Source organism: Mesorhizobium sp. B3-1-7 (assembly GCF_006439385.1).
GTDB lineage: Bacteria > Pseudomonadota > Alphaproteobacteria > Rhizobiales > Rhizobiaceae > Mesorhizobium.
Map to the genome: position 1 here is coordinate 16,893 of NZ_VFTL01000047.1, position 12,459 is coordinate 29,351.

Sequence of the window (12,459 nt, forward strand, 5' to 3'; positions counted from 1 at the left end):
GCCTGCCCTATCCCAGGGATCGATATCAGAGTCCGAGGCCGCCGAAACAGGCATATTTGGTATCGAGATAGTCCTCGATGCCCTGATGCCCGCCTTCACGGCCGAGACCGGATTCCTTGACGCCGCCGAACGGCGCCTCGGGCGTGGTGATCAGGCCTTCATTGACGCCGACCATGCCGTATTTCAGGCCTTCCATTACCCGGAAAGCGCGGCCGAGATCGCCGGTGTAGAAATAGGCGGCGAGGCCGAACTCGGTGTCGTTGGCCAAGGCGACCGCCTCTTCCTCGGTCTCGAACTTGAACACGGGCGCGATCGGCCCGAAGATCTCTTCCTTCATGAAGCGCATCTTCGGCGTGGCGTCGGCAATGACCGTCGGCTGGAAGAAGGAGCCGCCCAGCGCATGGCGCTTGCCGCCGGCGACGACCTTGCCGCCCTTCGAGGTTGCGTCGGCGATGAACTCCTCGACCTTCTCGACCGCCTTCTCGTCGATCAGCGGCCCCTGCTGCACGCCTTCCTCCAGGCCCGAGCCGACCTTGAGGTTGTTGCTGGCGGCGGCGAGCTTCTCGACGAACTTGTCGTAGATGCCGGCCTGCACGAGGAAGCGGTTGGTGCAAACGCAGGTCTGGCCGGAGTTGCGGTACTTGGCGGTGATGGCGCCGGCCACCGCGCGGTCGACATCGGCATCGTCGAAGACCAGGAACGGCGCGTTGCCGCCGAGCTCCATCGACACTTTCTTGACCGTCGTTGCCGACTTCTGGATGAGGATCTTGCCGACCTCGGTCGAGCCGGTGAAGGTGATCTTCTTGACCAGCGGATTGGCGCAGATTTCGTCGCCGATCTCGCCAGCCGAACCTGTCACGACATTGACGACGCCTTTCGGGAACCCGACTTCCTCGACGAGCGCGCCCCAGGCGAGGCCCGAATAAGGCGTCTGCGAGGCGGGCTTGACCACCGCCGTGCAGCCGGCGGCCAAAGCCGGGCCGATCTTGCGGGCGAGCATCGAGGACGGAAAATTCCACGGCGTGATGGCGGCAATGACGCCGACCGGCTCCTTGGTCACCAGGATGCGGCGGTCGCCCCATGGCGACGGCACGATGTCGCCATAGACGCGGCGGCCTTCCTCGGCGAACCACAGGATGTAGGCCGCGGCCGAGCCGATCTCGCCCTTGGATTCGGCGAGCGACTTGCCCTGCTCGATGGTCAGCAATTCGGCCAGCACGTCCTGATTGTCCATCATCGCGTCATGCAGCTTGCGCAGGAGCTTCGAGCGCTCGAGCGCGGTGGTCTTGCGCCAGCTCTTGAAGGCCTCCTCGGCCGCCTCGATGGCGCGGCGAGTCTCGGCCTTGCCGGCCTTCGGCACGGTGCCGATCTTGAGACCCGTCGCCGGATTGTTGACGTCGATGGTCTGGCCGCTGTCGGCCTGCACCCATTCACCATTGATGAGATTGGCCTGGCGCATGAAATGACTGGTTTTCTGAAGCATGGTCTGGCCTCCGTTCGGCGCGCTGATCGGCCGTTTTTCTGGATATCCGTTGAAGCGTGCTCGCTAGCCGCACGCTGGCGCATTGCTCTTACCTAGGGAAAGGCGGGCAAGCAATCACAAGATGGCATATAGGGGTTGGGCCAGCAAAGGCGAGCGCGGATTGCTTGCGTGCGAGATTGGTGGAGGGATGTTGAGATTCAGGTCAGGCCGGCCTCACCTGAATAACGACATCCCTTATCCGAAGACGTGGATCACCACCGTCAACCAGAACGACGTAGTCACCACCGCGCTTGCGGTGGCAAGCGTCATCTGGTTCGAGGCCAGCGCCTGGCCGGTGTTGAACTGGACGGCGATCAGGTAGGAATTGATGCCCGAAGGGAGTGCTGCAACCACCACCGCGACCTTGGCAGTCAGCGGCGGCAGGCCGAGCAGCCACACGAACGCCAGCACCAGCGCCGGCATCAGGAACAGTTTCAGTCCAGACAGCGCCAGCGCCGGCCGGATATTGCCGGAGATGCCGAAGCGGCGCAGGCTGAGCCCCATGGCGAACAGCGCCACCGGACCGGCCGTGTCGGCGAGCGTGTCGACCAGCCGTTCGATAAGGTCCGGCAGCGCCGCGCCGGTGAGGCGCCAAGCGAGCCCCACCAGGATGCCTATGATCAGCGGATTGATAAACAGCCGCCTGAGGAAGCTTTTGACGACGCGCAGCGGATGGATCGCCTCGCCGCTGCCGCGCCCGAACATCTCGAACAGCACGATCGAGGCCATCATCATGATCGGCAGGTGGACCGAGACCAGCAGCGACAGCACCTCGAAGCCGCTCGCGCCGAAGATGCCGAGGATGAAGGGCGCGCCGAGCAGCACGACATTGGAATAGGCCGACGACACGCCGCCGACGATGCCCGCGCGCGCATCTCGCCTGAACAGCCGCGTCATCACCAGATGGCCCGCGGCCCAGGTGATGGCCACGGCCGCGAAATAGGCGCCCCACAGCGACCACGGCGTGACGCCATGGAAGTCCGATTTGACCATGGTCTGGAAGAGCAGCAACGGCATCGCCACGTTGACGGCGAATTCGGAAATGCCCTCCCCGCTCGCCGGCCTCAGATAGAAGGTGAGCCCGGCCAGATAGCCGAGCGCCACAAGGCTGAAGACGAAGAGGACGGTTTCGGTGAGCGGAGTCATTTTCTGGGCGGAGACATTTTTCCCGTGATAGGCGAGCCCTGTTCGCCATGCAATTGGCGCCGCGCGCCGTTCCCCGGCGCCGCTGCTTGTTTTCCGGCCGGCTTTGCGATCCCTATATGCCGATCACGGTCTTGGCCCCCGCCGGGCCGCCAAAGGACTTCCGATGCTGCGAATTGTTCTGGCGCTTTTTCTCCTGGCCGCTCCGAGCCTTGCCCACGCGACGGACGCCGGCTGGGCGTTGCTGCGCGACGGCGGCCATGTCGTGCTGCTTCGCCATGCCTTCGTCACCGGAGCTGCCGACCCGGCCAATTTCGACATCGGCAATTGCGCCACGCAGCTCAACCTGTCGGAGCGCGGCAAGCAGCAGGCAAGCCGCATCGGCGCGCTGTTCGCGGCCCGCGCGGCTCCGATCGATCACGTGCTCTCCAGCCGCTACTGCCGCTGCCTCGACACTGCCCGCATCGCTTTCGAATCCGAGCCGCAGCCCTTCGCGCCGCTCGACCTGCTGAAAACCGACCCGGCCGAAAAGGCCGCGCAAATGGAAGCGGTCATGAAGGAAATCCGCGGCTATTCCGGCTCCGACAATCTGGTGCTGGTCACGCATGTGGAAAACATCGAGGCGCTCACCGGCGTAGCGCCGCGCGAGGGCGAAGCCGTGGTTGTGGTGCCGGAAGGCGACGCCCTCAAGGTGCTCGGCCGCGTCACCTTCTGAGGGCGCCGGCCCGCGCGGCTCGCTACAGTGGCCGAAATGCCACATCCGGAAGAAGCCGCACATCCGCCGCGACAATGCCGCTTGCGACAACCCGTCGCAGGGTCTATAGGCGCGCTCCCGGTCACGAAAACCGAAGCGAGCACAACGGTTGGAGCTTTCGTCTCCGCCCGCGCAGCCGGCTTTGCCGCGCTGTGTACGGCGCCGTTTCGGGTGTTGGGATCGCCGATGTAGCTCAGAGGGAGAGCGCCGGATTTGGGTCCGGAGGTCAGGGGTTCGAGTCCCTTCATCAGCACCACGGATAGCTCAATTGGTTAGAGCATCAGACTCATAATCTGACGGTCGAAGGTTCGAATCCTTCTCCATTGGCCTCGAAAGCCAGCACCCTCCACGGTGTTATTCGAAACGGTCCGGGGACCGGAATGCGAGGACTTCACGGACGGCAGGGCTTCGGCCTTGCCGGTCGGCGATGTTCTGCGCCATCGGCTCGCGGCCAGGCCCGCGGTGACGATCAAGGCGCGGCGCGGCCGGCAAGGGAAGCTTCGGCTTCCGGCGCCCGCTTCGCCGCCCCGCGATCCGCTCCCGAAGGCCCGCCGCGGATCGATGCCACCGGTCCCTGGATCATTCGTGCCCGGGACATGAAGTACGACGACGTGAAACGAGAAAACGAAGGGATGATCGACGCATGACGTGACGCCTCGCATGGGGCCATGCCCGACAGGAGTAAGACAATGAAGACCATTCTCGAAAAGCTTCTTGGACGCCAGCGCGTGCTCGTGAAGGAAAATGAACGTGCCGTCGCCCTCTACAAGGGCGAGATCCAGGCAATCCTGATGCCGGGCGAACATTGGCTCGCCAACCGGCGCGGAAACCTGGAAATCTCCAGGCACGACCTGAAGAACCCGGAATTCGTTTCGGCATACGAGAAGGCGTTGTTCGACAAGCTCCCGGACGTGGCCGCGCGTCATTTCACCGTCGCTCGCACCGGGCGTACGGACGTCGCCGTCATCGAGCGCGACGGCGCCCTCCATGCCGTGCTGTCGCCGGACCGCAAGCTCGTGCTGTGGACGGATGCCGGACCGTGGAAGGTGACGTCTGTCGATACGGCAGCCGATCTCGCCGTCGATCCGGACTTGATGCGCCGGATCGGCCAGGCCCGGAAGACGGAGCACATCTTCGTCAATCCGGTCGTGGACGGTCAGGTCGGGCTGCTCTTCGTGGACGGCGTCTTTTCCCGCACGCTTGAAGCGGGCGTGCACGCCTTCTGGAGTGTCGGCCGCATGGTCCAGGTGAAGGTCGTCGACATCAAGCGTCAGTCGCTCGATGTCGCCGGGCAGAAAATGCTGACCAGGGATCGCGTGACGATCCGCGTCAACATCGCCGCCGAATACCGGGTCGTCGATCCGGTCAAGGCGGTAAGCACGGTGAAGGACTTCTCGGAAGCCCTCTACCGCGCCCTGCAGTATGCCTTCCGCAAGACGCTTGGCGCGCTCACGCTCGACCAGATCCTCGACAAGAAGGTGACGGTCGACGAGGACGCGGCGGCCAAGGTGCGCGACGACATGGCCGCGATCGGCGTCGAGGTCAGCGATATCGCCCTCAAGGATGTGATCCTGCCGGGCGATATGCGCGAGATCCTCAACCAGGTGGTCGCGGCCGAGAAGCAGGCCGAGGCCAACGTCATCCGCCGCCGCGAGGAGACGAACGCCACGCGTTCGCTGCTCAACACGGCCAAGGTGATGGCCGAGAACCCGGTGATGCTGCGGCTGAAGGAGCTCGAGGCTCTCGAAACCATCGCCGGCAAGGTCGAGCGGCTCACCGTCCACAACGGGACGGGCGGGCTGCTCAACGACCTGGTTAAGCTCCGCGACTGACGCATGTCGCCCAAAAGTGGTTCCGGTTTTGGAACAACGACATGCATCGGAATAGAAAGCTGACGCCGCGTAAAATGGGAAGGGCCGCCGGATAGACCGGCGGCCCTTCTTGCGTTCCCAAAGCCGGCATCCCATCTGCCCCGGCGCATCAGGCCTTTTCCTGCCGGGAAAAACCGATTAGACAGCGCCCAAACAAGATGCGGACAGATTCCGCCCGCAACCGAAGGAAGAGCCCTTGTCCACCACGTTCGAGAAAGTCGCCAAGATCATTGCCGACACCAGCGAGATCGATATCGACACCATCACGCCCGAGAGCCACACCATCGACGATCTCGGCATCGACAGCCTCGATTTCCTCGACATCGTCTTTGCCATCGACAAGGAATTCGGCATCAAGGTGCCGCTCGAGAAGTGGACGCAGGAGGTCAATGACGGCAAGGCCTCGACCGACGACTACTTCGTCATGAAGAACCTGTGCGCCAAGATCGACGCGCTGGTCGCGGCCAAGGCCGCCTGAGCCGGCTCGGGCGCGGTCTTGACGCGCCCTGCCAGCTGACCCACAACAGCCGCCCATGAGTTCTCACGACGTCGTCATCACCGGCATCGGCCTTGTCTCTTCGCTTGGAGAGGGTCCGGATGCGCATTGGCAGAAGCTCACCCGACCGGGCCTTGAGCCGGTGCTCGAGGCAGAGCGCTTTGCGCCTTACACCATCCATCCCCTGCCCGAGATCGACTGGAACCTGCAGATCGCCAAGCGCGGCGACCAGCGCCAGATGGAAACCTGGCAGCGCCTCGGCACCTATGTCGCCGGCCTGGCGCTGGATGACGCCGGCATCAAGGGCGACGACGAGCTTTGCGCGACCATGGACATGGTGGTGGCGGCCGGTGGCGGCGAGCGCGACGAAGCCGTCGATGCCGCGATCCTCGCGGCCTCCGAGAGCCGCAACGACCGCGACGTGCTGCTCAACGAGAAGCTGACCACGGAACTGCGGCCGACCCTGTTCCTGGCCCAGCTCTCCAACCTGCTCGCCGGCAACATCTCGATCGTTCACAAGGTCACCGGCTCCTCCCGCACCTTCATGGGCGAGGAAGGCGCCGGCGTCTCGGCTGTCGAGACGGCGGCCGCGCGCATCCGCTCAGGACAGTCGACCCATGTTCTGGTCGGCGGCGCCTTTCAGACCGAGCATTCCGACATGCTGCTCGGCTATGAGCTGGCCGGTTACCTGCATCGCGGCCCATGGAAGCCGGTCTGGCAACGCCAGGGCGCCGAAGGCGGCGGTGTGGTGACGGGCTCCGGCGGCGCCTTCCTGGTGCTGGAACAGCGCGAGCACGCAAAAAACCGCGGCCGCAAGATCTACGCCGAGCTTGGCCCCGTCATCTCCGGCCGCGCCAGGCGCCGGCGCGGTGAACTGAATGCCGAAATCGCCGCATTGCTGAAGCAGGCCGCCCTTCCCGACGGCGATCTGCTGACGATTTCCGCCGCTTCCGGCGCCCACGCCGCCACGGCGGCCGAAAAGGCGGTGCTCGACGCCAACCCGGCCTTGGCCATGCGTGCCTTCTCGACATTGACCGGCCACATGAAGGAGGCTCAATTCCCCTTTGCGGTTGCGCTCGCGGCAATGGCCGTCGACCGCAAGGCCGCCTACCCTGTCTTCGATGCCACAGTGGAACGGCAATTCGAGGGCGCGCCCAATAGCGTCCTTGCAACGGCGATCGGCTATCACCAATTCGAGGGCCTGGGGCTGATCAAGGCCGCCTAGAAAGAGACGCAAACATGGCCAATCTCCGAGACCATATGGGCAGGCCTATCGTCGCCGTGACCGGCATCGGCGTGGTGACCTCGCTCGGCGTCGGCAAGAAAGACAACTGGGCGGCGCTGACCTCGGGCAAATCCGGCATCCATCCGATCACCCGCTTTCCGGTCGATCAGCTCAACACCCGCATTTCCGGCATGGTGGATTTCCTGCCGTCGAGCTCCAAGGGCGCCAGCCACCTCACCTACGAACTGGCCGAGACCGCGGCCCAGGAGGCCGTCTCGGAAGCTGGTTTGGAGTCCGGCGATTTCGGTGGCCCGCTGTTCCTGGCCTCGCCGCCGGTCGAGCTCGACTGGGCCGACCGCTTCTCGCTCTATAATTCCGACAAGCAGGACGCTGGCGCCGAAAGGTTGCTGCGCGTGGCGCGCGGATTGAAGGAGCTGGATGTCTTCGAGACCACGCAGTTCGGCTCGATCGCCGATCGCCTGGCCGACCGCTTCGGCACGCGCGGCCTGCCGATCACGCTGTCGACCGCCTGCGCCTCGGGCGCCACCGCCATCCAGCTCGGGGTCGAGGCGATCCGGCGCGGCGAATGCGACAAGGCGCTGTCAATCGGCGCCGACGGCTCGGCAACCGCCGAAGCGCTGATCCGCTTCTCGCTGCTCTCGGCGCTTTCCACTCACAACGATATCCCCGAGAAGGCCTCAAAGCCCTTCTCCAAGGACCGCGACGGCTTCGTGCTGGCGGAAGGCTCCGGCGCGCTCGTGCTGGAATCGCTGGAAGCCGCCCTTGCGCGCGGCGCGACGATCCTCGGCATCATGCGCGGCTGCGGCGAAAAGGCCGACGATTTCCACCGAACCCGCTCCAAGCCCGACGGCTCGCCGGCTATCGCCGCCGTGCGCGCCGCCCTGGCCGATGCGGGCCTCGGCGAAGACGAGATCGACTACGTCAACGCGCACGGCACCTCGACGCCTGAAAACGACAAGATGGAGCACCTGTCGCTGTCCACCGTCTTCGGCGAACGCATCGGCTCGATGCCGATCTCGTCCAACAAGTCGATGATCGGCCACACGCTGTCGGCCGCCGGCGCGGTTGAGGCCGCCTTTTCGCTGCTGACCATGCGCGAAAGCGTCATCCCGCCGACCATCAACTACGACAATCCCGATCCGGCGATCGTGCTCGATGTCGTGCCGAACAAGAAGCGCAACGCCGAGGTCGGCACGGTTTTGTCGAATTCCTTCGGCTTCGGCGGCCAGAACACCTGCCTTGTCATGGCGCGGGAACCGGTCTAATCGGACTTTTTCCGCTAATGCATGTCGCGCAAAAGTGAAATCGGTTTTGCTACAACGACATGCATAAACAAAGAAACTAAAGCGCATCGCGCTTTAGAGCAGAACCTGACAGGCCACATGCGCGCATTGCAACTTATCGAGGACCGCCGCCTTGAAACGGTGGACCTGCCGCCTCCCCCGCCGCCTTCGCTGGGCGAAGTGACGCTCCGCATCAAGGCGGTGGCGCTCAACCATATCGACGTCTGGGGCTGGCGCGGCATGGCGTTTGCCAAGCGCAAGCTGCCGCTGGTCGTCGGCGCCGAGGCCGCCGGCGAGGTCGAGGCGGTCGGACCGGGCGTCTCCAACCTCCTGCCGGGACAGTTGGTGTCGATCTACGGCGCGCGCACCTGCGGGCTCTGCCGTGCCTGCCGCGAAGGCCGCGACAATCTCTGCGAGCATGTTTCCGGCGTCCATGGCTTCCATCTCGACGGCTTTGCCCAGGAGAAGATCAACCTGCCGGCGCGCCTTCTGGTGCCCGCGCCTCCCGGCGTCACCGAAATCGGCGCGGCGGTCGCGCCGGTCACCTTCGGCACGGTCGAGCACATGCTGTTCGACAACGCGAAGCTGGAACCGGGCGAAACCATTCTCGTCCATGCCGGCGGCTCCGGCATCGGCTCCGCTGCCATCCAACTCGCCAAGAAGATGGGTTGCACGGTGATCACCACGGTCGGCTCGAACGACAAGATCGACAAGGCCAAGGCACTTGGCGCCGACCATGTCATCAACTACCGCGAGGATCGTTTCGAAGGCGTGGTGCGCAAGCTGACAAGGAAGAAGGGCGTCGACGTCGTGTTCGAGCATGTCGGCGCCGACACCTTCGCCGGCTCCATGCTGTCCTTGAAGCGCGGCGGCCGTCTCGTCACCTGCGGTTCGACCTCCGGCGTGTCGACGCAGGTCAACCTGATGCAGCTCTTCCAGCAGCAGCTGAAACTGCTCGGCTCCTTCGGCTGCCGCATGGAGAACATGGCCAACGCCATGCAGAAGATGGCGGCGGGGTTCGTTGCCCCCGTCATCGATACCGAAGTCGGCTTCGACGACATCGACGCCGCGCTGAAGCGCATGGAAGGCCGCGACGTCTTCGGCAAGATCATCCTGCGCGTTTCCTAAGACAAGATGGTCGGCAAGGTGCTCAGGAAAGCCCGCCGGGACTTCATGTTCCGCTACGGCCGGCGACTGCGCCAGCTGGAGCATTGGCTGGTCGCGAAGCTTGCTATCGTTCTGCTCTCGCTGCTGCGCCTTCTGCCGCCGGACAGCGCGCTCAATTTCGCCGACCGCATCGCCCGCCGCATCGGTCCGATGGTCGGACGCCATCGCGTTGCGGTCAACAATCTGCGCCTTGCCTATCCGCAAAAGAGCGACGCCGAGGTCGAAGCCATCGCGCGCGACATGTGGGGCAACATGGCCCGCCTCGCGGCCGAGTACATCTTCCTCGACGCGCTGTTCGACTTCGATCCGAACGCTTCGAAGCCGGGCCGGGTCGAGGTGCGCGGCGTCGAGCATTTCCTCGAGATCGCCGATGAGAAGAAGTCGCATATCCTGTTCACCGGCCATCTCGGCAATTTCGAGTTGCTGCCGGTGGCCGCAGCCACGTTCGGCATGAACATCACGGCGCTTTTTCGCCCGCCGAACAACCCGTATCTCGCCGACTACATTCACTCGACGCGCCGCTCCTCGATGGGTGCCCTGCTGCCCTCCGCCGCCGGCGCGTCGTTCGCCCTTGCCGCCATCCTGGAGAAGGGCGGCAATATCGGCGTGCTGGTCGATCAGAAATTCTCGGGCGGCGTGGACACGACTTTCTTCGACCGCCGGTGCCAGAGCAACCCGATGCTCGGCATGCTGGCCCGTCACTATGACTGCGATGTCTACCCCGCCCGCTGCGTCAGGCTGCCGGGCAACCGCTTCCGTCTGGAAATAGAGGACAGGCTGACCTTGCCGCGCAGCGAAAGCGGCAGTGTCGATGTCGCTGCCACCACCCAGCTGCTCACCGATGTGGTCGAGCGCTGGGTGCGTGAGGACCCTGGGCAGTGGATGTGGTTCCACAAGCGCTGGGAAATCAGCGGGCGTCGCCGCAAGCGCGGACAGGCGAGGACGACAGCCGGCCAGTAACCCGGTCGCTCCGCCGTCCCGGATCAGTTGGCGACGACGATCCGCGTGTTGCCGAAGCCGACTTCCTTGACCATCGCATAGAAGGTCGCTGCGTTGGCCGGATGCAGGCGCACGCAGCCATGCGAGGCCGGGCGCCCGAGATTTCTTACCGACCCCGTGCCGTGAATGGCGTAGCCGCCGTGGAAGAACACCGAATAGGGCATCGGCGAGTTGTCATACTTGCGCGAATACCACATCCGGGCGGTCCATTGCGGCCGATAGCTGCCGCGCGGAGTGAAGTAGCCCTTGCGCGCGGTCGACACGCTCCAGCGATAGACCACCTGGCCGTATTTGCTGACGGTCATGGTCTGCGACGAGACGTCGATATTGGCGACCAGCGTGGCCGCCCGGCTTGCGACGGACATGCCGAACAACGCGGTTGCCAGCACGGTTGCCATGAGAACGAACTTTTTCATGCGATCAAACCCCTTTGATTGCCCCCTGCCATTCGCGCGGTTTTTCCATCTTTTTGCGGGCAGATGCGTTAAGTACCACACACTCCTTGACGATTCCGCCAATCCAATGCGACGAATTTGAACGATTTTCGCGGTATAGTTGCCACGTCGCCACGCACCCTCTGAAGTTTAGGCGAGGTGTTGGTCCATGCCCGGACCGTCGTGTGGCAATGAGCGACTGGTTGCTTGCAAAAGTGCTGCGTTCCTTCTTCAATCCGCCGGATGAATGAACGACTTCTCAAGGCGGTCGAGGACCGGGTCGACGACCTCGTTGCGCTGACCGCGGACCTGATCCGCTTTCCGACCGTCAACCCGCCAGGCGAGGCCTACCGGCCATGCGCCGAGTTTCTTGGCGCGCGTCTCAGGAAACGCGGCTTCGAAACCGAGTTCATCCGTGCCGAAGGCGCGCCCGGCGACAGCGACCGCTACCCGCGGGTCAATGTCGTCGCCCGCTTCGACGGCCGCTCGCCCGGCGCCTGCGTGCACTTCAACTCGCATATCGACGTGGTCGAGGCCGGCGACGGCTGGACCGTCGATCCCTTTGCCGGCGTGGTGAAGGACGGCAGGGTCTATGGCCGCGGCGCCTGCGACATGAAAGGCGGCCTGGCCGCCTCCGTCATCGCCATCGAAGCCTTCATGGAGGTTTATCCAGATTTTCCGGGCGCCATCGAGATATCGGGCACGGCGGACGAGGAATCCGGCGGTTTCGGCGGCGTCGCCCATCTGGCGCGGCTCGGCTATTTCTCGAAGCCGAAAGTCGACCACGTCATCATCCCCGAACCGCTGAACAAGGACCGCATCTGCCTTGGCCACCGCGGTGTCTGGTGGGCCGAGATCGAGACCAAGGGCGAGATCGCGCACGGCTCTATGCCGTTCCTCGGCGACAACGCGGTGCGCCATATGGGCGCCGTGCTGCAAGCCTTCGAGGACGAGCTGTTCCCGGCCCTCGACCGCAAGATGACGCGCATGCCGGTGGTGCCGGAGGGCGCCCGGCGCTCGACCATGAACATCAATTCCATCCATGGCGGCCAGACCGAGGATTTCCGGCCGGGCCTCCCCTCGCCCAATGTGCCGGATTCCTGCCGGCTCACCATCGACCGGCGTTTCCTGCTCGAAGAGGACATCGCCGCCGTCAAAGGCGAAGTCACGGGCATCCTCGAGCGGCTGAAGCGCGAGCGCAAGAAATTCGACTACGAGATCCGCGACCTGATGGAGGTTCTGCCGCTGATGACCGAGCGCGACGCGCCGGTGGTGCAGGCTGTCGCGAAAGGCATCATGGCGGTGTTCGAGCGCGAGCCCGACTATGTGATCTCGCCCGGCACCTACGACCAGAAGCATGTCGCGCGCATCGGCCACCTCTATGACTGCATCGCCTATGGCCCGGGCATTCTCGACCTTGCGCATAGGCCGGACGAATGGGTGGGCATCGCCGACATGGTGGAATCGGCCAAGGTGATGGCGATCGGTCTCAATGTGCTTTTGAGAGGAACGACGGACTGATCGGACGACAGTGGGAAAAACAT

At 64.4% G+C, this 12,459-nt stretch carries 11 protein-coding genes and 2 tRNA genes; 10 read left to right on the top strand and 3 right to left on the bottom strand.

All coding sequences use genetic code 11. The annotated features are described in order from the left end of the window. Nucleotides 1-25 precede the first annotated feature (25 nt). Both FJ417_RS29300 and FJ417_RS29305 read right to left on the bottom strand, forming a co-directional pair. Nucleotides 26-1,483 (bottom strand): NAD-dependent succinate-semialdehyde dehydrogenase, encoded by a 1,458-nt coding sequence (locus FJ417_RS29300; RefSeq protein ID WP_140647661.1) that lies wholly within the window; start codon nucleotides 1,481-1,483, stop codon nucleotides 26-28. A gap of 234 nt (nucleotides 1,484-1,717) precedes the next feature. Continuing rightward, the gene (locus FJ417_RS29305) at nucleotides 1,718-2,668 is read right to left on the bottom strand and encodes an AEC family transporter (RefSeq protein ID WP_140785846.1); all 951 of its coding nucleotides are present in this window, start codon (nucleotides 2,666-2,668) and stop codon (nucleotides 1,718-1,720) included. Between the two features lie 163 nt (nucleotides 2,669-2,831). Here FJ417_RS29305 and FJ417_RS29310 point away from each other — a divergent pair, with 163 nt between their 5' ends. The 9 genes from FJ417_RS29310 (at nucleotide 2,832) to FJ417_RS29350 (ending at nucleotide 10,442) form a co-directional block, all read left to right on the top strand. Further along, on the top strand, nucleotides 2,832-3,380 hold the full coding sequence (locus FJ417_RS29310; RefSeq protein WP_140647659.1) for a histidine phosphatase family protein: 549 nt from the start codon (nucleotides 2,832-2,834) through the stop codon (nucleotides 3,378-3,380). Between the two features lie 221 nt (nucleotides 3,381-3,601). Further along, a tRNA-OTHER gene (locus FJ417_RS29315) sits at nucleotides 3,602-3,675 on the top strand. A gap of 2 nt (nucleotides 3,676-3,677) precedes the next feature. Further along, nucleotides 3,678-3,746, top strand: a tRNA-Ile gene (locus FJ417_RS29320). A gap of 362 nt (nucleotides 3,747-4,108) precedes the next feature. Next, nucleotides 4,109-5,251 carry a slipin family protein gene (locus tag FJ417_RS29325; RefSeq protein ID WP_140785847.1) on the top strand — a complete coding sequence of 381 codons (1,143 nt, stop codon included), beginning with the start codon at nucleotides 4,109-4,111 and terminating at the stop codon, nucleotides 5,249-5,251. Between the two features lie 235 nt (nucleotides 5,252-5,486). Then, a complete protein-coding gene (locus FJ417_RS29330) occupies nucleotides 5,487-5,768 on the top strand; it encodes an acyl carrier protein (RefSeq protein WP_027167184.1) in 282 nt (93 codons plus the stop codon). Nucleotides 5,769-5,823: 55 nt separating this feature from the next. After that, nucleotides 5,824-7,011 carry a beta-ketoacyl-ACP synthase gene (locus FJ417_RS29335; protein WP_140647947.1) on the top strand — a complete coding sequence of 396 codons (1,188 nt, stop codon included), beginning with the start codon at nucleotides 5,824-5,826 and terminating at the stop codon, nucleotides 7,009-7,011. A 14-nt stretch (nucleotides 7,012-7,025) separates the two neighbouring features. Further along, nucleotides 7,026-8,297 (top strand): beta-ketoacyl-ACP synthase, encoded by a 1,272-nt coding sequence (locus FJ417_RS29340; protein WP_140785848.1) that lies wholly within the window; start codon nucleotides 7,026-7,028, stop codon nucleotides 8,295-8,297. A 117-nt stretch (nucleotides 8,298-8,414) separates the two neighbouring features. Further along, nucleotides 8,415-9,443, top strand: coding sequence for a zinc-binding dehydrogenase (locus tag FJ417_RS29345; protein WP_140785849.1), 1,029 nt, complete (start codon nucleotides 8,415-8,417; stop codon nucleotides 9,441-9,443). Nucleotides 9,444-9,449: 6 nt separating this feature from the next. Continuing rightward, nucleotides 9,450-10,442, top strand: a complete 993-nt coding sequence (locus FJ417_RS29350; RefSeq protein ID WP_140785850.1) for a lipid A biosynthesis lauroyl acyltransferase — start codon at nucleotides 9,450-9,452, stop codon at nucleotides 10,440-10,442. A gap of 23 nt (nucleotides 10,443-10,465) precedes the next feature. Here FJ417_RS29350 and FJ417_RS29355 read toward each other — a convergent pair whose 3' ends face one another. Beyond that, a complete protein-coding gene (locus FJ417_RS29355) occupies nucleotides 10,466-10,897 on the bottom strand; it encodes a L,D-transpeptidase (RefSeq protein ID WP_140647951.1) in 432 nt (143 codons plus the stop codon). Nucleotides 10,898-11,158: 261 nt separating this feature from the next. Between FJ417_RS29355 and FJ417_RS29360 the strand changes: the two genes are divergently transcribed. Beyond that, complete coding sequence (locus FJ417_RS29360) at nucleotides 11,159-12,436, top strand: acetylornithine deacetylase/succinyl-diaminopimelate desuccinylase family protein (RefSeq protein ID WP_140785851.1); 1,278 nt, start codon at nucleotides 11,159-11,161, stop codon at nucleotides 12,434-12,436. Nucleotides 12,437-12,459 lie beyond the last annotated feature (23 nt).